The sequence below is a fragment of the Pseudomonadota bacterium genome (assembly GCA_039193195.1).
In the GTDB taxonomy this organism is placed as follows: Bacteria; Pseudomonadota; Gammaproteobacteria; order Steroidobacterales; family JBCBZW01; genus JBCBZW01.
This window is the reverse complement of record JBCCWS010000001.1, coordinates 25,360-45,970: the sequence shown is the minus strand read 5'-3', so window position 1 is coordinate 45,970 and position 20,611 is coordinate 25,360. Positions and strand designations below refer to the sequence as shown.

The 20,611-nt window shown below is 64.0% G+C and carries 15 protein-coding genes and 1 riboswitch; of the genes, 4 read left to right on the top strand and 11 right to left on the bottom strand.

What is annotated here, in order from left to right; genetic code table 11:
• Positions 1-234 precede the first annotated feature (234 nt).
• Positions 235-3,438 (top strand): chemotaxis protein CheB, encoded by a 3,204-nt coding sequence (locus AAGA68_00215; GenBank protein ID MEM9383456.1) that lies wholly within the window; start codon positions 235-237, stop codon positions 3,436-3,438.
• An 11-nt stretch (positions 3,439-3,449) separates the two neighbouring features.
• Here AAGA68_00215 and AAGA68_00210 read toward each other — a convergent pair whose 3' ends face one another.
• The 4 genes from AAGA68_00210 to AAGA68_00195 all read right to left on the bottom strand — a co-directional run bounded on the left by AAGA68_00210 (position 3,450) and on the right by AAGA68_00195 (position 6,941).
• Positions 3,450-5,231, bottom strand: coding sequence for an EAL domain-containing protein (locus AAGA68_00210; GenBank protein ID MEM9383455.1), 1,782 nt, complete (start codon positions 5,229-5,231; stop codon positions 3,450-3,452).
• 159 nt (positions 5,232-5,390) lie between these two features.
• On the bottom strand, positions 5,391-5,783 hold the full coding sequence (locus tag AAGA68_00205; GenBank protein MEM9383454.1) for a hypothetical protein: 393 nt from the start codon (positions 5,781-5,783) through the stop codon (positions 5,391-5,393).
• A gap of 138 nt (positions 5,784-5,921) precedes the next feature.
• Positions 5,922-6,485: a hypothetical protein gene (locus AAGA68_00200; GenBank protein ID MEM9383453.1), complete on the bottom strand. Its 564-nt coding sequence runs from the start codon at positions 6,483-6,485 to the stop codon at positions 5,922-5,924.
• 72 nt (positions 6,486-6,557) lie between these two features.
• On the bottom strand, positions 6,558-6,941 hold the full coding sequence (locus AAGA68_00195; protein ID MEM9383452.1) for a hypothetical protein: 384 nt from the start codon (positions 6,939-6,941) through the stop codon (positions 6,558-6,560).
• 167 nt (positions 6,942-7,108) lie between these two features.
• On the opposite strand from AAGA68_00195, the gene AAGA68_00190 reads away from it, so the two are divergent.
• Complete coding sequence (locus AAGA68_00190; protein MEM9383451.1) at positions 7,109-8,056, top strand: hypothetical protein; 948 nt, start codon at positions 7,109-7,111, stop codon at positions 8,054-8,056.
• Between the two features lie 184 nt (positions 8,057-8,240).
• Positions 8,241-8,690: a YaiI/YqxD family protein gene (locus tag AAGA68_00185; GenBank protein MEM9383450.1), complete on the top strand. Its 450-nt coding sequence runs from the start codon at positions 8,241-8,243 to the stop codon at positions 8,688-8,690.
• Here the strand turns inward: AAGA68_00185 and AAGA68_00180 are convergent.
• The 7 genes from AAGA68_00180 to cobT form a co-directional block, all read right to left on the bottom strand.
• Positions 8,687-11,848: a diguanylate cyclase gene (locus AAGA68_00180; protein MEM9383449.1), complete on the bottom strand. Its 3,162-nt coding sequence runs from the start codon at positions 11,846-11,848 to the stop codon at positions 8,687-8,689. The two genes, AAGA68_00185 and AAGA68_00180, sit on opposite strands and share 4 nt — an antisense overlap.
• Positions 11,849-12,119: 271 nt before the next feature.
• Complete coding sequence (locus AAGA68_00175) at positions 12,120-12,449, bottom strand: carboxypeptidase-like regulatory domain-containing protein (protein MEM9383448.1); 330 nt, start codon at positions 12,447-12,449, stop codon at positions 12,120-12,122.
• Between the two features lie 152 nt (positions 12,450-12,601).
• The gene (locus tag AAGA68_00170; GenBank protein MEM9383447.1) at positions 12,602-13,399 is read right to left on the bottom strand and encodes an ABC transporter ATP-binding protein; all 798 of its coding nucleotides are present in this window, start codon (positions 13,397-13,399) and stop codon (positions 12,602-12,604) included.
• Positions 13,396-14,412, bottom strand: coding sequence for an iron ABC transporter permease (locus AAGA68_00165; GenBank protein ID MEM9383446.1), 1,017 nt, complete (start codon positions 14,410-14,412; stop codon positions 13,396-13,398). The genes AAGA68_00170 and AAGA68_00165 overlap by 4 nt, the downstream gene beginning before the upstream one ends.
• Positions 14,413-14,788: 376 nt before the next feature.
• Positions 14,789-14,989: riboswitch (cobalamin riboswitch) on the bottom strand.
• Positions 14,990-15,008: 19 nt separating this feature from the next.
• Complete coding sequence (gene cobC / locus AAGA68_00160) at positions 15,009-15,575, bottom strand: alpha-ribazole phosphatase (protein ID MEM9383445.1); 567 nt, start codon at positions 15,573-15,575, stop codon at positions 15,009-15,011.
• Position 15,576: 1 nt separating this feature from the next.
• Entirely contained in the window at positions 15,577-16,380 is an 804-nt protein-coding gene (locus AAGA68_00155; protein ID MEM9383444.1) for an adenosylcobinamide-GDP ribazoletransferase, read from the bottom strand.
• Positions 16,377-17,402 carry a nicotinate-nucleotide--dimethylbenzimidazole phosphoribosyltransferase gene (gene cobT / locus AAGA68_00150; protein MEM9383443.1) on the bottom strand — a complete coding sequence of 342 codons (1,026 nt, stop codon included), beginning with the start codon at positions 17,400-17,402 and terminating at the stop codon, positions 16,377-16,379. The genes AAGA68_00155 and cobT overlap by 4 nt, the downstream gene beginning before the upstream one ends.
• A gap of 419 nt (positions 17,403-17,821) precedes the next feature.
• Here cobT and AAGA68_00145 point away from each other — a divergent pair, with 419 nt between their 5' ends.
• Complete coding sequence (locus AAGA68_00145; GenBank protein ID MEM9383442.1) at positions 17,822-20,557, top strand: TonB-dependent receptor; 2,736 nt, start codon at positions 17,822-17,824, stop codon at positions 20,555-20,557.
• Positions 20,558-20,611 lie beyond the last annotated feature (54 nt).

Sequence of the window (20,611 nt, the reverse complement as noted above, 5' to 3'; positions counted from 1 at the left end):
CCAAGCGCCGCGCGATCTTCACCGGGCACTAAAGCCGCTCATGTCGCGCCATACAAAGCGCTAGTTTTGGCGCCTCTCACCTCGAACCACACGCACCTTGCGCGGGAGAATCACCTTGGGCCTCGAGGTAACAATAATCTTCGCCCCAAGCGACGTCCCGAGGTATGCTGATCTAAAACTCCGCCGTGCACCCTATCGGCACCCGCACCCACTGACTGGTGAGGAATCAACAACGTGGATGACACTGTGGTGGGGAATCAGCTGACCGCAGCGACGCACTTGGTCGGCATCGGAGCGTCCGCTGGTGGCGTGGAGGCGCTCGAGCGCTTCGTCGAGTCTCTGCCGACTGATTCGGGCATGGCCTTCGTGGTGGTGCAGCACCTCTCGCCCACCTTCGAAAGCGTAATGGATCAGGTGCTCGGCCGCCGCACGCGCATGCCGATACACGCCGTGCGCGATGCCTTGACCATCCAGGCCAATCGCATCTACGTGACGCCCGAGGGCTGCGAACTTCTGACCACGCGCCAAACCTTGCAACCGGTGCCGCTCACGCCCGACGCCGCTCGGCACCGTCCGATCAACCACTTCTTCGTCTCCCTCGCCGAACAATGGGGTGAAGCGGCGATCGCCGTCGTACTGTCCGGCACGGGCGACGACGGCACAGACGGAGCGAGAGCGGTCCACGACGCGGGCGGGCTCGTGATCGCCCAGACCTCCGACTCCTCGGGCTTTGACAGCATGCCGAACAACACGGTCGCCACCGGCGTGGTCGATCTGGTCTTGGCCCCCGAGCACATTCCCTCGGCGCTCATGCGCATCCGCGACAAGCAAGAGCTGCCGATCCCTGAACCCACGGACAACCCGATTTACGGCGGCGTGTTCGCCCTCTTGCGACGCGAGTACGGCCTCGACTTCAACAGCTACAAGATCGCCACGGTCGCGCGCCGCGTCGAGCGGCGCATGCACGAGGCGCACCTGACCACGATGGAGGAGTTTGTCGACTTCCTCTCCGCCAATCCGGACGAACTGGATCAGCTATACCGAGACCTGCTGATAGGCGTCACCGCCTTCTTCCGCGATAGCACCGCCTGGACCTACCTCGAGGAGGAGGTCATACCGAAGATCTTGGGCCGCGCGCAGTCACAGGGGGATCTGCGCGTATGGACACCCGGCTGCGCCACTGGCGAGGAGGTCTACAGCCTTGCGATGCTGCTGCGCGAGGCCATGGAAGCTCGCCGCATCCAGCTGCCGGTGAAGATCTTCGCCACGGACGTGCACAAGGGATCCTTGGAGTTCGCAGCCAGCGGCGTCTACGACGAAAACCACGTGGCGTCCTTGCCGCCTGAGCGCCTGGCACGCCATTTCGCTCGCGTGACCAAGGGCTACCTGGTCAAGCCGGACATTCGCAAGATGGTGGTGTTCGCCCGCCAAGACGTCACCACCGATCCGCCCTTCACTAAGCTCGCCATGGTGATGTGTCGGAACATGCTCATCTACCTGGATGCAGGCGCCCAACGCAACGCGCTTGCCATGTTCCACTTCGCTCTGCTCAAGGACGGCTTTCTGTTCCTCGGCCCGAGCGAGTCCTTGGGCGATCTGGTGAATGACTACAGCACGGAGAGCAATCGCTTCAAGGTGTTTACCAAGCGCACGGAGCGGCGCATCGCCAACGCCTCCTTCCGCGTGCCGCCCGTGCGCCGACCGCCCGTGGACGAGCAGCGCTCACCGGTGACACCCAGCTTCTCCCGCGGCGCTTTGGGTGGGCGCCCCACCAGCCTGATTCGCGCCTACGACGTGCTGATGGAGCAGTACATGCCCGCCAGCATACTGGTCAGCGGCTCGGGGGAGATCGCCCATACCTTCGGCGATGCACGTCGCTTTCTGCAGCCGCAAACGGGCGTGGCCAGCCTATACCTCTCGGAGCTCGTGATCGCCGATCTGCGCTTGGCCGTGATCAGTGCCTTGCAGAAGGTACACAGCACGGAAGAGCCGCTGGCCCTAAATGGCATCAAGGTCGCGCTGGACGGCGAACTCAAGCGCATCGATCTCCACGCTCGACCGCTGCCCCAGCAAGGGCGGGAAGCGGCACCTTACACCCTGCTCAGCTTCGAGGAGTCGGCACGGCCGATGCCCAGCGCCGCGCCCATTGAGATGGACTACTCGGAAGCCACGGATGATCAGGTGCTAGATCTCGAGACGGAGCTTCGCTACACGCGCGAGCACCTGCAGACCGCGGTGGAAGACCTCGAAACGAGCAATGAAGAGCTGCAGGCCACCAACGAAGAGCTGATGGCCGCCAACGAGGAGCTGCAAAGCACCAACGAGGAACTGCACTCGGTCAACGAGGAGCTCTACACGGTCAACCGCGAGCACGAGGGTAAGATTGACGAGCTCACAGAACTCACCTCGGATATGCACAATCTCCTCAAGAGCACGGAGATCGGGACCGTATTCCTAGACAGCGAACTGCGCATCCGCAAGTTCACGCCCACCGCCGCCTATCAGTTCAATCTGCTTGAGCAGGACATCGGCCGCCCGATCGCCCACCTTGACAAGCACATCGAGTTCGACGAGTTCAATGCGCACCTGGAGCAAGTGCTGCAGGATCGCCAGCTCTTCGAAACGGAGGTGCGCGATCGATTCGGGGCCACCTTGCTCCTTCGCATGACGCCGTACCGGGATGCCGATGAGCAGGTCGTGGGTGTCGTGGTGACCTTCGTCAGCGTCGAGCGGGTAATGAGCGCTAGCCGCAAGCTGCGCGAATCACACGAGGAGCTGCAGCGCTTTGCTTACGCTGTCTCTCACGCTCTGCAAGAGCCCGTGCGAATCGTCGGCACGGCGAGCGGCGCGTTGCAGCAATCGATGGGCGATCGTTTGCATGAGCATGAGCATGAGATGCTGCGCGCTGCCGGACAGGCGGCCGATCAGGCGGTGCAGATGATCAAGGGGCTGCTCGAGTTCTCCCGCGTGGAAACCCGCGGCGCCCAACCCACTGCCATCTGCAGCGCGTCCGCCTGCCTTGAGGCCATCAAGCTCCTGCGACCACTGATCGACGCCGACGGTGCGCAGATCGAGCTTAGCGAGATCCCGGAAGTGTACGTGGATCGAAGCCAACTGGTACGGGTCTTTTACCACCTGCTCGACAACGCCATCCGCTACAGCGAACGCCCCGCCCGCGTAAATGTCAGTCACGAGCGCAACGACAACATGATCACCCTGCGCATCAAGGATACGGGGAACGGCATGTCGGAACGTGAGCTCGAACGGGCCTTCGAAGTATTTGGCTTGATCGCACCTAACGCAAGCGATGGGCCGACGGGGATAGGGACTGGCCTGCCGATCTGCAAGCGCATCATCGAGCGAAACGGCGGCCACATCTGGCTGGAGTCCACCGTTGGCATGGGTACGACGGTCAGCTTCACCTTGCCGGTGAGCTGAAGCGTGGCCGCTCAGGCGTGGTAGAGCGTTTCCGCGGGCGGTGAGAACAGATAGCCCTGAAACAGCTCGCAGCCTGCATCCTGCAGGAAATCGAACTGGGCGCGCGTCTCTACGCCTTCCGCAACCACCTCCATCGCCATCTGCTGAGCGAGCGAAATGATCGCTTGGGCGATCGTGCGATCCGAGGACTGATCCTCGATTCCCTGCACGAAAGAGCCGTCGATCTTCAAGCGATTGATGGGAAAGCGCTTAAGGAGCACGAGCGAGGAGTAGCCCGTGCCAAAATCATCCACGGCGATACTCACGCCCATCGCGCGCAGGCGATCGAGCACACCGACCACGGTAGAAGGCTCTGACATCACGGCCGTCTCCGTGATCTCTAGCTCGAGGTAGTCAGGCGGGTGGCCCGTCTCATCCAGCACGGTCTGCACCGCTTCCACCAAGTTGCCAGCGGCCAGCTGAAGCGGGGATACGTTCACGGCGATGCGAGCTACGGGCGTGTTGCCATCGCAGTTGCGCATGTTCTGACGACACGCCTCGCGGAGCACCCAAAGGCCCAACTCGCCGATAAACCCTGCCTCCTCGGCCAAGGGCACGAAGTCGCTCGGCAGCAACGTACCGCGCTGAGGGTGCTCCCAACGCACGAGCGCTTCATGGCCAGCCACGGTGGCCCCGTCGGCACGGAACTGGGGCTGAAACACCACTCGGAACTGCTCTTCGTTCAGCGCCGAGTAGAGCTGCGTCTCAAGCTCGTGGCGGTCACCCAACTCGTCGTCGGCGGCTTTGAATACGTGGTGAGTGGCGCCGCCGCTCGCCTTCGCCGCGTACATCGCTACGTCAGCCCTGCGAATGATCTCGCCGGCTTCCAAGTCATTACCTCGAAACATGGCGATGCCAATGCTCGGCGTCACGCGCACGGTCTGCCCGTTCAGCGCCACCGGGCGCTCAAAGCTAGCAAGCAGCTTGCGCGCAACGTTCTCCGCATTCTCGTGATTTACGATGTTCTCGAGGAGAATAGTGAACTCGTCGCCGCCAAAGCGTGCGCCCGTATCCTCCGCGCGGGTGGTTTCACGCAGCCGCTGCGCCATCTGCTTGAGCAGCGTGTCGCCGGCCTCGTGCCCCAGGCAATCGTTGATGACCTTGAAGCGATCGAGATCGAAGAATATTACGGCACCTATCAAATTCTCTCGGCTTGCGCGATTGATCGCATGCTCAAGGCGATCCATAAACAGCAGGCGATTCGGCAGACCGGTTAGAGCGTCGTGATGCGCCAGAGTCTCCATGTGGTCGCGCGTCTGCACCAGGCGTTCCTGCGTACGCTTCAACTCTGAGATGTTTATGAGGGCCGACTGGCAATGAGTGGGGGTACCTGATTCGTGGGGGATGGGAATACTCGACATGAGCACGTGCTGCCAGCCGTGCACGGGCGAGTTCAGCTCCAGCTCGATCTCGCGCTGCCCCTCTTCGAGCACGTGGCGGATATGCGTCGCGAAGGCACGTCGACCGGCCGCGGAGAAAAACAGCAAACCGGGCTTGCCAATCACCCGGTCGGCGCTTTGGCCGAGGATCTCGAGAGCGCGGTCGTTGGCATCGCTGACCACACCGAAACGGTCGAAGCACAGGTAAGCGACGGGCGAGTTCTGGAACATGAAGCGGTACCACTCGCGCGACGTCTCGAGCTCATCGCGAACGCGACACATCTCCAGGTACTGCTGCTGCAGCTCGGCAATGTAGCTTTGCAGTGTTTCGCTATCGGTTGCCGAGGGTCGATAGGTACTGGATCCGGGGGTCATCCACTTACTCCGGCCCGGCGGGTGCGTGCGCTAGCGGCGACCCCAACCCGACAACTCGCCTAGTTAACAGAATCCACACGACGAATGTATTGATAGCCTCGCACCAAAAGCGTGATGGAGATCACGTTTCTCGTCGAGTCGTTGCCTCGCGCCACAAATCTATCCATTCGGCAAACGGGCGAGCAATGGGGTGATCACCTCGGTCAAACGCCGGGAAGTCAGCTGGATCTTATCGAGTAGCGCACATACGGGGCCTACGCCGTCAACCGCTTGCTGCATCTCGTCCGTTGGCAAGCCGGTCACCAGCACCACGGGCCCAGCAAAGCCCGCGTCAACGAGCACGGCGAGACTCTCTTCAAAGGAGTCGTAGGGCGGAACACGATTGTCCAGAAATACAATGGCTGGCATGCACGCCTGAATGGCGTGCACCGCGGACTCCACGCTGTCCACGCAGTCGAGCGTTAAATCATCGCGCCGCATGGCCTTGAAGTGCGTAGCAAAGACCAACCGGTCAAAGCGACCGTCTTCGATGTAGAGCGTAGAGGCAGTCATGGAGGAGAGCCCGCTAGTGAGGAGCTAACTCTAGGCCGTTCCGTGAGGCCAGCCGTTCACAGGCGGCGAAACAACGGGTATTGGACGAAAGTTCGCGCACCTGCGCGTCAGCTCAAAGCGCATACGCACGAAGCTAGCCTAGGGCGACTGCATTAGGGCCTGATAGGCCGTCTGCACGCGCTCATCGAGCGCAAGGGGTACCGGCTGCGCTGGCAGGAACAACCGCACCGCCCCCAGGGGCATGCCCACCACGGCCAGTTGACAGGTAATCAGATCCACCTGCGTTCGCTGGGAGAAACGCTTTAAGGCTCCAGCGCCACGACGATTGGCGAGATCGATCCGCTCGCGAAGGGCCGGCGGCGTCTTGTCCCCCACGAACTCCGAGGCGCGACAGCACGCTAGCACAACGCCTCGCGCTGGATGCTGGCGACAAAACACGGGCGTCAAGGCGGCGGCTCGTGCGCCAGCTTCCACGCCGCCGTGCTCGATCAACGCTGCAAACTGATTCTGGAACGCTTCGAGCGCGTCCAACCAGGTGTGAGCGAGCAGCCCTTCTCGAGAGCGGTAGCGATGGTAGAGGGACCCCATGGAAAACCCGGTGCCCTCCACAACGCCCTGCAAGGTCACTGCGCCAGCCTTCGCCAGCGTCGCCCCGACGAAGCGAAAGACAGCCGCCTCATCGAGCGTTGATTTCCTACCCACCAGGTCCTCATGCGTTTACGTTCTAGTATATATTATCGTGTATATGTCCCTGATCAAACGACTATTATCACGCTAATCGGGCGCCGGCATTGGAACCGTCTTCGACGCGCCAGTCCCATGCACCGTGTCGTAGGCACGGACGGTCACCTCGAGGATACCGGCAGGCACCTTGACTCCCGCCAAGGACCGCGTGAACGGTTGCTCGTCCACGTGCGGATGTGCCAACACGCGCCGCCCGAGCACCTCACCGCGCGGGGTGAGCACCTCCCAAGCGTTCGCGTAGTGGTCCCAACCCTCATCGTGGTGACGCAGGGTGACCGCAAAACGGTATCGATCGCCCTGCTGGTGGTGGATGGAAACGGCTGCCACCTCGACCTCACCTGCCCGCGCGAATAACCCGCTGAAGGCTCCCAGCAGCAGCAGCACCGCCGCCGATGCACCTCTTTGTTGCACCATAGATACGTCTCCCTCGATCCCGCCACAGCGCGATGTATTTGCGCGCAAATTAAATCAAATGCTGCGAATCCCTGAACGGTGTAAGCTCAAGCCCGGCAAGCCGATCAAGTAAGAATCGGACCAGACGTTGTGCCGTCGCAACAGCTCAACACGGAGGAGTCTCCCCAATGAAGCTATCCCCTGCACGCCGCCTTGCGGCGCCCCTCGCCACTACCTTGGTCGCCGCGCTCTTGGTCGGGCCCGCCGCCCATGCAAACTACTCTCCCGCGCTGCCTGACGGGGGCAAGATCCCCCTTAGCAGTGTGGTGGAACGCCCCAAGAACATGCGCTGGGCCAACGGCACTGCCTCCATCAACTGCCAGGTCCTGGTCACCAGCAAGGGCAAGGCGGCCGGCTCCAAATGTGGCCTCGCGGAAGGCGCCAAGGGGAGCACCTCGGAGAGCGTCCTGGGCGCTACCTACGCTGGCCTGCGTCGCGCAAAGTTCAAGCCTGCCGAAGAGAATGGCAACCCCGTCGACGTGGTCATGAGCGTGCGAGTGAAGGTGCGCTGCGTGGGCGATCGGTGTGAGACCAGCGCTTACCCAAATCTGGGCTTGTACGCCAAAGAGCACGGCGACAACTACGTCGCTCCACAAGAAATTCTCACCCGGCGGGAGACCTGGTACGAGCGCCTGTTAGCGGCAGACATATGCGCCGACGGTCGCGCGCCGCGTGAGGCGTGCGTCGACGACGGCGCCTTCCGCCTGGTGGTCTATGTGGACGTGGACGATTCGGGCGCCCCCGCCAACGCCCGCAGCCGTAAGAACCCCCTGACCGCCGATGCGGACAACCTCATGGAGCAGGCTCATGAGTCCGTAGAAGCGTCTCGCTTCATCCCCGGCGAGGTGGACGGCCAGCCGAAGGCGATGACTGTGCTCAGCTCGTCACTGCACTACTCCAACAACAAGCGCATCCCGAAGACAATTTGCGTAGACAATACGGAGCTTGGATCGCGCCTGTCTAAGAAGCGCTGCTACAACGCCCAGGAACACGCGCGGGTGAAGCCCGGCCTACAGATCTACAGCTGGCTGCCCATGACCACCGGCGCCGGCGGTTTGGTCTCCGCTGGGAGTTGATGCGACGCGTGGTGACGCGGGCAGGCGCGCCCCCAGGCGGGCCTGCCCGCGTATTCGGCGGATACACGCGGCAGCACGAAGAGCCACGCCGATAGTCTGCCTTCGGCAACCTAGAGCCGCCTGCTCCAGGTCGCCGAGTCCTTCCGCCTGTCTTTCGCTGCCAAGAGGCCACGGATAATCCGCCATGCATATCTGGGTTGATGCTGACGCCTGCCCCGGAGTCGTCAAGGACATCCTATTTCGGGCGGCGGCGCGCACCGGTGTGCCCGTAACGCTGGTGGCCAATCAGCCCTTAAGCGTTCCGCGCGCGGCCAATGTGAGCATGCTCCAGGTGCCTAAGGGATTCGATGCAGCCGATCACGAGATCGTGCGCCGCGTGAGCCCGGGAGATCTGGTGATCACCGCCGATATCCCGCTCGCCGCCGAGACCATCGACAAGCAAGCCCAGGCCCTTAGCCCTCGCGGAGAACTCTACACGCGCGAGAACGTCCGCGCCGCACTCAACATGCGCGACTTCATGGACACTATGCGCTCCAGCGCAGTGGAGATGGGAGGCGGCCCTAGCGCCTTTGGCCAACGCGAGAAACAAGCCTTCGCCAATGCGCTCGACCGTTTTCTCGCCCAGCAGAGCTAGTGATGGTGCTCCGCCGGCGGACGCTTGGGATTGGCAAGCTCCAGGTGGCGCAGGGCGCCGCTTTCGATTAGCGACTTCGTCTGCGCGCGCATCTGCTTGATGCTCACGCCGTCGCTCACATCAGCCCCAGCAAGCAATCCGTGGACCCGGTTTCGCCCAGCGCGTTTGGCCATGTAGAGCGCCACATCCGCCACCTCGATCGTACGCTCCCAGGTCAAGGTGTTCTCACCTATCGGCACGAAGGGATAGCACGCAAAGCCGATGGAGCAGGTGACCCGCAGAGGCTCGTCGCCGTGGCTCATCAGGTCGAAGGGGTGATCGGCCACCGCCTGACACAGGCGCTGTAAGGTACGCTGCGCGTCGGCGGGCAACACGTCGCGAAGCACGATCACGAACTCCTCGCCACCCCATCGCACCACGTAGTCGCTCTCTCGCACCAAGGCACTGACCAGGGCAGCGAACTCCCGTAGCACCTGGTCACCAGCGCCGTGACCGTAGTGATCGTTCAAGGCCTTGAAGTGATCGAGGTCGACCACCGCGAACACGGTCACCAAACCGCTGTGAGGGTCGGACTCGAGCTTTCGCTCCAAGACCGATAAGTCGATGGGCAGCTGATCGTCGAGATAGCGCCGATTCCAAAGGCCTGTCAGAGGATCAGTACTCGAGGCGCTCTCCAAACGACGGCTGTACTCGCGCAGGTGGCGGTTCGCCTCCTGCAGCTCCTGCGTGCGCGCCTGCACCAAAGCCCTCAGGCGCGCGCGCTGCCGCCGCTGTCCATCGAGGAGCAGGCGAAGCCCCAGTCCTATCAGTCCAAGCACGGCGAGCACCAGCGACAGGCCGAACCAACGCGTCTCATAAAACTGGGGTCGCACATGCACGTCGACGGAGGTTGGTTGCTCACGCCACACGCCCGCATTATTGGCTGCCGTCACCTCGAAGGTGTAGCGCCCAGGCGGCAGGTTGGTGTAGAACGCCGTGCGCAGCGCCTTGTCACCGGGGCGGCGCCAAGCGGTATCGAAGCCCCGCATGCGGTAGCGGAAGCGAACGCTCTGCGGCGCTGCAAAGCTCAAGCCAGTAAAGCGCAATGATAGGTTACGGTTACCCGGCGCAAGCTCGACGGCGCCACCGCGGGAGAAATCGCGCCAGCCCTCGCCCGCATCCACCTGCTCGACAACCACCTCCGGTTGGTGCGGGTTGCTCTGCACGCGCTCGCTATCCACAGCGATGACCCCGTCGCGGGTGGGCAACCAAAGCACGCCGTCGCGGTACACACCCTTAGCTCGACCGGCTCCGTTGCAACAGTAAGCCTTGTCCGAACCCAATACGTCGCCACGCTCGGTGAGCAGCATCTGCCCCTGCAGGCTGTCAACTGCGCCTCGCTCGTAGGCCGAGAACTGGGCGAAGGGGATCCGGTACAAGCCGCGAAGGCCCGCTAGCCAGAGAAAGCGCGACTGGTCGCGAGCTGCGAAGAAAGGCGTTAGCTCTGGCAACCCGTCTTCCATACCATAGGCGTACCACTCGCCCTGACGACGAAGGTAGACGTGAGAGGAGAGCGAGCCCACCACCAAGGTGCCGTCCGAGAGCTCGCTGATCGAGGTGATGTCCTCGCTGAGCGGAACGAGCTCGCTCGCCACCTGCTCGAAGCGTCCGTCGACCAGGCGGAACAACCCCTGCTGAGACCCCACCAGAAGCTCACCGCGGCTCGACAAGTGCAAGACGCGCACCCACGGATTGCCGAGTCCAGCCTCGCGGCCATGACAGGTGAGCTCGGCCGCGAGGTAGGCACACACCCCCTTGGAACTGGCGATCCACAGCGGACCGTCCGGCTCACGCAGAATCCCAGTGACCTTGGCGTCTACCAGGTACTGCATGCCAGCAGGGATGCTGATCTCGCCGTCCTGCCACAGGGCCACGCCGCCTCCACGCGTCCCCAGCCATACGCGGTCGCCTTCCGGGAACAGAGTGTAGATCTCCGGATGCGGAAGGGCCTGGGGCGGGGCGATAAGGTCGAAACGATCGCCGACGAAGTAGTACAAGCCCTGCAGTGTACCCACCCACAGCGCATCGCTGCGCAGCGGATCGCCAGCGACTGACCAAATCCCTCGCTCCACTAGCCCGTGTCGCTCGCTAAAGCGCTTGGTCAGACCGTTGCGCACCCGCACGACGCTCAGGGTGTGATCACCCAGCCAGAGGCTGCCCTCGTGATCTTCGGTGAAGGCGCGAATGGCCGGGTAGGTCGGTGCTCCGGGCGAGTCGGCGACGAGTGCGCCATTGAAAAAACGCAACAAGCGTTCGTCCGTGGCGACCCAGAGCATCCCGTCACCGTCGACGTGCATCGCCGTCACGGGATTGGTCACCGGCTGCTCGGCATTGAAGACCCGTCGCCATCCGGCGTCGTCGAGTCGAATGACACCGCGATTGGTGCCCGCCCACACCGCACCCTCGTACTCGAGGAGACTGGTGACGGTGGCGGTGGCGAAGTCGTCGGGCAGGTGCAACATCGTTGCGGGTGCATCAGCGTCCATCCGCCAGACCCGACCGACGCCCCCTACCCACACTTCGGCGCCTCGCGTCATCACGGCGTGTACCGGTTCCCGCGCATCACTCCACGGCTGCAGTCGATCTCCTGCCGTTTGTAGCAACCCGAGGTCTGTCGCCACTAGCAGCGCGCCGTCGTCCTGCTCGGCGATCGCGCGCGCATCGAAGGTGGTGTTCGCAGCGGTATCTGGAAGCGCCAGGTGTAAGGCGCCAAAGACCTCGTCCGCGTAGACCGAGAGCCCCTTGTAGGTAGCGACCCACAGGCGACCGTGACGATCTCGATGCAAGTCTCGGATGATCGCCCCCGTCAGCTCGGGCGTAGTCTGCGGAGTGAAGCTGCGAAAGCGCACGCCATCGAAGCGAGCCAAGCCGCCGCGAGTTCCCACCCACAGATAGCCGCGCGCGCCTTGGGCCAGGGCCGTCACCTGCGTCTGCGGCAGACCGTCCTGTAAACCCCAAGTATCGGTGAAGTAGTGGTGGATCTGCTTTTCTGGATCGAGCGCCTGAACGCTCGCAGGCAACAGCAGGGCGCTGAGCACCGCCACGAGTGTGGCAGCGCCGGGCCGCGGCCGTAGGGCGCACGCACTCGCGAGAAGTCGCTTGGACCCGGTCAGAGGCAAGAGCTAGTTCCTTCAGCGGAATGGCCGATCGGTGGGCCGATTGTAGCCACGGTGATCACTCCGATGCGGTGCCGCGCGCCACGCTTTCTCGTGTCAAGGTCAGGAATTTGTGACCCATCCGACGACCGGTCGCGGATCCGGGACACACTTCCCAAGAAATCCCTGTTATGTCGCGGGATTGGGATTCGGATCCCATGAGCGAGCTTAGAGTCTTGAGATCTACCTAACCTTTTCAATCACGTTGACACAGCGCACGTCTCATGCGCATCGGCTACTCCGGGCCGGGCAAGGCAATCTGCGGATACTCCCCGCCGACTGCCTCCGCGGCGTCCACCTCCCAGCCACCGATCAGTAGGTAGGTCGATCGGCGCGGCACCTCCACAGAGAATCGCCCCTGCTCATCGGCCGTCGTCGTGGTGAGACGCTTCGGCGAAGCGAACGGGGTCGGCGCCTGGCGCATCAGCTCCACTCGTATGCGCTCGATCGGCGCACCAGAGCCATCGACAACAGTGCCGCTATAGGTGTGCACGCTGCTGCAGGCAGCATTGCCCAGGAGCACGATCGTGGCGGTGAGTACCGCTTGAAGCTCTCGCATCATCATCCTTCCTGTTCGCCGCAAGACCCTACGAGCGTGCCAAGGTCGGCGATCGCAGGGCAACCGACCGGATGGCGATTTTCCGATTCATCGACCAGTATCCACTCCCTCATCCGGGAGAGCGCCCGCCACCACAGGCTGTGCCGTGCAAGTGCCCGCTACGGTGCCAGGGCATCGACAATGCGTACCGTTAGACCATCCGGATCCTCACTCACGCGGCCCTCGATGGCGAACACATCTCGTAGGCGCTGGGGGGTGAGCGTGGTGCGCGGGGGACCGTCCGCGACCACGCGCCCGTCCTGTAGCCACACCAGCCGGTCGGCGAAGCGCGCCGCCAGGGCGATATCGTGCAGCACCACGAAGGCACCGCCCCCCGCTTCGCGCACGTAGCGCTGCAGGCCGTGCATCACACCGAACTGGTAGCGGGGATCAAGCGCCGCCACAGGCTCATCCGCCACGAGCAAGGGCGCCTCGGCGGCGAGCGCCCGTGCCAGATGCACCCTCGCTAACTCTCCACCGGACAGAGCATCGGCGCGACGGTGAATAAGTTCAGTCAGGCGGCATGCAGCCAGCGCGTCGTTCACCGCCCGGCGGTCTTCATCCGCTAGGCGCCCAGGCGTCGCGCCGTAGGCGTACCGGCCCAAGGACACCACGTCGATGACTCGAACGGGCCAAGCCAACGAGCGCGTCTGAGGCAGGTAGGAGACGAGTTTCGCCCGCTCCACCGGCGTCAGGCGATGGGCCGCCGTATCGCCGATGGTCGCTTCCCCATCACTTAGCGGCGCCAAGCCCAGCGCACAGCGCATGAGGCTGGTCTTGCCCGCGCCATTCGCACCTAGCAGCACCACAAGCTCCCCTTGGGAGATGCGCAGGTCTATGCCGCGCAATACCTCGCGCCGCTCGATCGCCGCGCGGACGCCCGCCAGCACCAGCGCAATGGGCGCCTGCGCGCTCAAGTGCGCTCTCCCTGCACCGTTCGGCGCTGCATCGCAATCCAAACGAAGGCGGGAGCTCCGAGCAGCGCCGCCACTACGCCGAGCTTCAGCTCGCTGGTGGTGGGCACCAGTCGCACAGCGATGTCCGCTAGTACCAGCACCAGCCCGCCCAACAGTCCAGCCGGGATTAGCGTGCGTGCAGGGTCGTACTGAACGAGGGGGCGGACCACGTGCGGTGCGACGATCCCCACGAAACCGACGGCACCGGCGAGGGCGACAGCGCCACCGGTTGCAATACCCGCGCCGATGACCACTTGCAGGCGAGCTCGCGCCAGGTGCACGCCGACCGCCGACGCGGCCTCCTCGCCTAGGGCGAGGGCAGTCAGGGGACGCCGCGAGGCTAGCAAAATCACTATGCCCACACCTATAAACGGCAAGGCGAAGGCCAGATCGCGTGCGCTGCGATTGGCAACGCTGCCAAGCGTCCAGTTGATCATATCCGCCAAGGACACCGGGTTCGGGGCCAAGTTTAACAGCAGGGCCATCACCGCGCCGACGAAGCTCGATAGACCAACGCCTACGAGTATCAAGGTGACCACCGAACGCACACGCAAGGCCACCACGGCAAGCAGCAGAGTGGCCAGCACGGCGGCCAAGGCTGCACTGATCGGGACGAACAGCGCACTTACCGCGCCGAGGCCGTAGTAGAGCACCAGGGTGGCGCCGAGGGTCGCTGAGGCCGATACCCCGAGCACCCCCGGCTCCGCCAGCGGGTTGCGCAGCAGGCCCTGCAAGGCCGCACCGCTTACGCCGAGGGCGATGCCCACGAGGCAAGCGGCAGCGGCGCGCGGCAAGCGGATCTCCCACACCACGGTACCGTCCCCTGGCATCCCGACGCCTGCCAGGGCCGCCAAGACCCGACTGGTTGGCATTGGAGTGGAGCCGAGCAAGGTCGCCGCAAACAGGGACAACGCAATAGCGATGAGCAGCACAACTACCAGGGCAGCATCGCGCGGGCGGTGAGCGATAGTCATCGCTCACTCGCCTCGGCGATCAGCGCCCCGCTGACTAACGGCGGCGCGGTGGTGCCGGATAAGGTCAGGAACCCAGCACCCTGTGCGCGGCCTGAGTGCCCGCCGCACTCGGCCGGCGGGCAGGGCCCTTAGCCTCGCGCGGTGCACGGGATGCCCTCTCGACAGGCGCGGCCGAAGGGCTCATCCCGCAGGTGAGCAAGCGCGAGGTGGGGCGCAGCGGTAGGAGCATCGTCAATTCCCGATGACGCGCGGGCGTTACCGACGCAAGCGCGTTCGCAACCTGAGTCCATCGCCAGGGCAACCTGCGGCGCGATAATGGACACCGAGTCGCTTCACGGGAATAGTCGATCCCTGTCCTTGAGGGCTGGGCCCGGCCCCGGACGAGCGACGCGACGGCAGGTCTACTGACTCACGGGTCAACACTTCGGGCAGCGGCCTTCCCAGCCCTCACGTTGCATCGCGAGCGCCAGTGGCGAGCATGCTGCCAGCTCACCGTTCACAGTTGCGGGCACAGTCCCGGACTTGCACCGGGTTCCCTATCAAGTCCACAGGGGACACCATCTGCGCGGCACTATGGGACTTCAGCCGCGCCCGTGTCAACGCGCGGTCGGCGCGACGAATTCCTCGCCGGCGAGATCTTCGTCGATGGTAATCAGCTGCCCATAACCGATGCGCTGCTGCCAAGCGTCGGGCCGATGCGTGAGCGCCAGCGCCGCTCTGATCACCCCCGCGTGGGTCACCACCAAGGCGCGCCTCGACGCCGCCTGACACTCACCCAGCGCCTGGCGGACGCGGACGGTGAACTGGGCGACGCTCTCGCCGCCGTGGGGCGACGCATGGTAGAAGTCCGCACTCCATTGATCAAGCTGGTGGCGCGGTACCTCTGCCCAGGCCCGACCCTGCCAGGCGCCGAAGTGCATCTCGAGCAGACGCCTGTCACGGCGAGCGCTAAGCCCGTGTTCATCCGCTATCGATTCTGCAAGGCGCATGCAGCGGGTCAGCGGACTGGAGAACACTGCCGTCGGCATGCAGGCGTGCGACCGCTCTAGGACAGCCGCCCGCTCAGCCTCGAAGCTCGTCGCCAAAGGCTCATCGAGCTGGCCGTAGCAAACGCCCTCATCCACCTGTAGGCGCGTGTGTCGAAGCAGGTGCAGCGATCCCACCCTACACCGCCGCCAGCACGCCGAGGTATAGCCCAAACTCGCTGAGTTGCTGAACGCACCCGAGACAATCCCCCGTGTAGCCACCCAACTTCCGCTCGAAGAACACCCGGGCGGACAGGTGGCCAATAAGTGCCCCGCCAAGGCCACCGACGAGGCGGCCGATATCCGGCGACGCGGGACCCGCATAGGCTAGACCGCCCGCCATAAGGGCAGCGCTGACCAGGACCACGGCCAGGCTGACACCGTCCACGGCTTTGGCAACAGGTTTAGCGATCCCCTCGGCACGCACGTAGCAGCTCGTCGCCACCACCAGCACGCTGGAGGCGCGACTCAGGCCATGGCCGGCCAGAAGCGTCATCGCAAGAACGCCCATGGGCATCGCGCGAGAGAGGGCCACGAGCGCTACGACCTTCATCGCCAACACCGCGGTCAAGCCGACCGCCCCGTAGGTACCGAGACGACTATCTCGCATGATCTGCAGGCTTCCCTCGCGAGTGACTCCGCCCCCAATGCCGTCGCAGGTGTCGGCGAGGCCGTCCTCGTGGAACGCCCCAGTGAATAGGATCGTTGCACAGCTCGCCATCAAGGCAGCCAGCAACGAATCGTGAAAGAGCGCATCGCTAGCCAACCACGCGAGCGCAGCGACAGCGCCCACCAGGGCGCCCACGAGCGGGTAGTAGCGCACGGAAGCTGCCGACCGTCGCTCGCTGTACCAGGCGCTGGAGGAGATCGGTAGGCGAGTGAGAAACTGGAGCGCGAGCCCCGCCGCAGCGAGCTCATCGGTGAGGCGCCAGCGAGCCCTCACGTGGGGGGCGCCGTAACGCCGATATCCTCAAGGCTCGCCATCTCGCTGATCAGGGCGGCAGCGCTGCGCACGAGGGGCCAGGCCAGGAGCGCGCCGGTGCCCTCGCCTAAGCGCATATCGAGCGCCAACAGGGGCTGGACGTCGAGATGCGCAAGCAGGTGCCGGTGACCTGGTTCGGCCGAGCGATGGGCGAAGACCAAACCGTCCGCGATGTGGGGCGCGAGGCTCAGGGCACAACACGCGCTGGCCGTGGCGATGAAGCCATCGACGATCACCACGCTGCCGGCTTCGACGCCGCCACGCATGGCGCCGGCCATCATCGCCAACTCGAACCCGCCGTACTCGGCCATTGCCTGCGCTGCCGGGAGTGCGCTCGCCGTGCGCGCGGCAGCCTCGATCAGCAACGCTCGTTTGCGAGCGACGCCAGCGGCATCCAATCCGGTGCCCGGACCCGCGAGGTGCGCCAACTCGACACCGGTGATCTTGTGCGCGACCAACGCTGCCGCACTCGTATTGCCGATACCCATCTCGCCACAGCACAGCACCGGCGCCGCGTGCTCGCGCGCCAAGGCAGCGCCTGTGTCGATCGCCTCGGCACACTCGGAGGACGTCATCGCGGGCCCTCGCAGACTGTTCGCGGTGCCAGGGGCGATTCGGCGCGAAATGAGGCCAGGGGATTCGATCGCCTCACCGGCCACACCCGCATCTACTACGAACACGCTAGCCCCAACTGAACGGGCCAGGACGTTGGCCGCGGCTCGTCCCTCGAGAAAGGTCTGCAGCATGAGACGGGTAACCGTCGACGGGTAGGCAGAGATCCCAGGCTCGACGGCCAACCCGTGATCACCGGCGAACAACAACAAGTGGCAGCCGTCGAGGTGCGGCGTCAGCGTCCCCAGGTGCCGCGCCAGCTGTATCGCCAAGGGCTCCAGGCGCCCGAGTGAGCCGAGCGGTTTCACTTTGCCATTCATCCGCGCCCGCGCGACCGATGCGAGATCGCGATCATCATCCCTCGTACTCATGGGCTGGAGTGTCCGCGAACGCCAGCGCGAACGCCAGCGCGTAAGCGCGAGCCCGCGTTCGTTCGGCCATCCGATGCGCCGCGTGGCGCCCGGCCCACGTTGCACGGAAACAACATCCGGACAGGAAATTCGACACCCCACAGAGGATCGACAGGAAGCTTTAATACAACTTCGCGCGGCGCTGGGCTATATTGCGGGTCGATGACACTGCACTGCAGGGTAAACCCGTTGTAAAGACAACGGCCTGCAGCGTGTTTCGCGGATGATCCATTAGAGGGGGGCACCCGCGAAAGCGAGCTTCAGGATGGGCTGGCGAAGGGGAACCGCTTTCGGTCCAGTTCTAAGTCGTGTGTCTCAAGCGAACCGTCGCCGTGCTGGCGAGCGGGGAATGTAAATGAGTCTAGGGGGAACTTGATCCTATGAAGTTATCGACTCACCAGGCACGGCTACCGCTGGTCGTTGCCGTCGCCGCCGCCTGCGTCAGCGGCGGCCTGCCCACGCTAGCCCTCGCCCAGAGCGAAGGTCCCGTGGAAGAGGTCATCAGCGTCGGTACTCGCCGTGCCGAACGCTCCGCCGCAGAGACGCCCGCACCGGTCGATGTGATCGGCCAGGACGAGCTGCTCAATCAGGGCAACACGGACATCCAAAACATCCTGCGTACGTCCGTGCCGTCCTTTAACGTGAACACCCAGCCGATCTCCGACGCGGCCACGCTCATCCGCCCCGCCAACCTTCGCGGTCTGGCGCCGGACGAGACCCTGGTGCTGGTCAACGGTAAGCGCCGCCACCGTGCCGCGGTCATCAGCTTCCTCGGCGGCGGTATCTCCGATGGCGCCCAGGGCCCAGATATCTCCGTGATTCCCTCCATCGCCCTGAAGCAGGTGGAAGTGCTGCGTGACGGTGCCGCCTCCCAGTACGGCTCGGACGCCATCGCCGGCGTGATCAACTTCGTGCTCAAAGACGCCTCAGAAGGGGCCTCCTTCGAGATCGAGGGCGGTGAAGCCTACGCGGGAGACGGCGAGCAGTTCTCCATCTCCGGTAACATCGGCTTCCCCCTCTGGACCGACGGCAGCTTCATCAACCTCAGCGCTGAGTACAGTGAAGTTAACGATACGATTCGCTCAGTGCAGCGTGATGACGCGATCGGCCTCATTGCGGCCGGCAACACTGACGTGATGGACGTCTCCGTGAACGGCGTCACCGACGAGTTCACGCAGATCTGGGGTCAGCCGAACATCAATGACGACATATCCGTCTTCGTCAACGCTGGCCTGCCCCTGAACGAGTACGCCGAACTCTACGCCTTCGGTAACTACGCCGAGCGCAACGTAGACGGCGGCTTCTTCTTCCGTAACCCGACCAACCGCGGCGGGGTGTACTCAAACGACGGCGGCGCCACGCTGCTGGTCGGCGACCTCACGCCCGACGGCTCCGGCAACTGCCCAGTGGTGGATGTGGTCGACGGCCTGCCCGACGCAGCCGGCCTCGCCGCGCTGCAGGCTGACCCGAACTGCTTCTCCTTCGTCGAGACCATCCCCGGCGGCTTCACGCCGCGCTTTGGGGGTGACTTGGAGGATGCCTCGGTCGCCGTTGGCCTGCGCGGGGAGATCCCCTGGGGCAACGGTCTCACCTACGACCTCAGTTACTACTGGGGTGAGAACGAGATCAACTTCTTCATCAACAACACGCTGAACGCGTCCCTCGGTCCGGATTCGCCCCGCGACTTCAACCCGGGCGGCTACGTGCAAACGGATAACAACATCGAGTTGAACCTCGGTTACGGCATCCCGAACAGCGTCTTCGCCTCGGACATCGGTATCGCCTTCGGCTTCCAGTACCGCGAAGAGGAATTCGAGATCATCGCCGGTGATGCCAACTCCTTCGAGATCGGTCCCCTCGCCGCCCCGTCCGACGCCTTCCCGGCCGGTCAGGGCTTCTCCTCGAGCTCCAACGGCTTCGGTGGCTTCACCTCCGCCTCCGCCGGAAGCAATACCCAGAGCAACTACGCCCTGTACTTCGAAACGGAAACGGACATCACCGATCGCTTCGTCCTGCAAGGCGCCGTTCGCTTCGAGGACTACGACACCTTCGGGAGCACCACCAACTGGAAGGTGGGCGGCCTGTTCCAGGCTAACGATAACGTCACTCTGCGCTCGACCATCAGCACGGGCTTTAAGGCACCGACGGCCGGTCAGGCCAACGTGACCAACATCACCACCGCCTTCACCGGCGGCGTGCTGAACGACCAGGGCACGATTCCGCTCTCGAGTGCCGCCGGTCAGTTCATCGCTGACCGCCTGGAAGCGCAGACGGGTGTGCGTCCTGAACTCGGCCCTGAGGATTCGGTGAACTTCTCCATCGGCGCCGCCTTCGACGCGGGTCCGATCAGCTTCACGCTGGACTACTTCCGCATCGAAGTGGACGACCGCATCTCGATCTCCACCCAGCAGGACTTCCAGGGTGAGCTGATCGCGACGGCCAACGAAAACGGCGTGATGCTGCCGGACAACCCCACCACCAGCCAGGCGCTCTTCGCCCTGGACGATGCAGGGATCTTGAACGCAGCGGACTTCGCCGGTTCGGAGGATTTGGCAAGCTTCGGCTTCTTCAACAACTCCTTCGACACGCGCACGCAGGGTATCGACCTGGTCGCCAACACGGACTTCACGATCTACGACGGCTCGAGCTCGTCGCTGGCCCTGGCGTTCAACTACACCGACACGGAAGTGACCGATCGCGGCCTGGACACGGCAGCGCCCCTGTCCCTGGGTCGTCAGCGTCAGCTCGAGGAGAACATCCCGAACTTCCGCGGCAACCTCACCTTCAACCATTTCCAGGGTCCGTTCCGCGGCATGGTGCGGTTGAACTACTGGGGTGAGTTCTTCGAGTGTCACCTCGACGCCACGAACGACGATCCGGCCCTCGGCGGTTGCGACCTGCCGATTGACAGCGATGCGATCGTGACCGTGGACATGGAGGCAGCCGCCACCATGTTCGACAACCGCATCGAAGTGGTGCTGGGTGCACAAAACGTGTTCGATACCTTCCCGGACGAAAACCCGTTCGCCGGTATCGTGGGCGCCCTGTACCCGACCACCTCGCCGAGCGGTTTCTTCGGCGGCCTGTGGTACCTGAAGCTGCGCGGTCAGTTCTGATCGCGTGACTGACTGAGTGGGAAGCCCCGTCGCTCGCGAGCGACGGGGCTTTCT

Coding starts and splice junctions, on each gene's coding strand:
- AAGA68_00210 (MEM9383455.1), bottom strand. CDS start 5,231: ATGACCCCCGGATCCAGTACCTATCGACCCTCGGCAACCGATAGCGAA.
- AAGA68_00205 (MEM9383454.1), bottom strand. CDS start 5,783: ATGACTGCCTCTACGCTCTACATCGAAGACGGTCGCTTTGACCGGTTG.
- AAGA68_00195 (MEM9383452.1), bottom strand. CDS start 6,941: ATGGTGCAACAAAGAGGTGCATCGGCGGCGGTGCTGCTGCTGCTGGGA.
- AAGA68_00190 (MEM9383451.1), top strand. CDS start 7,109: ATGAAGCTATCCCCTGCACGCCGCCTTGCGGCGCCCCTCGCCACTACC.
- AAGA68_00185 (MEM9383450.1), top strand. CDS start 8,241: ATGCATATCTGGGTTGATGCTGACGCCTGCCCCGGAGTCGTCAAGGAC.
- AAGA68_00175 (MEM9383448.1), bottom strand. CDS start 12,449: ATGATGATGCGAGAGCTTCAAGCGGTACTCACCGCCACGATCGTGCTC.
- AAGA68_00165 (MEM9383446.1), bottom strand. CDS start 14,412: ATGACTATCGCTCACCGCCCGCGCGATGCTGCCCTGGTAGTTGTGCTG.
- cobT (MEM9383443.1), bottom strand. CDS start 17,402: ATGAGTACGAGGGATGATGATCGCGATCTCGCATCGGTCGCGCGGGCG.
- AAGA68_00145 (MEM9383442.1), top strand. CDS start 17,822: ATGAAGTTATCGACTCACCAGGCACGGCTACCGCTGGTCGTTGCCGTC.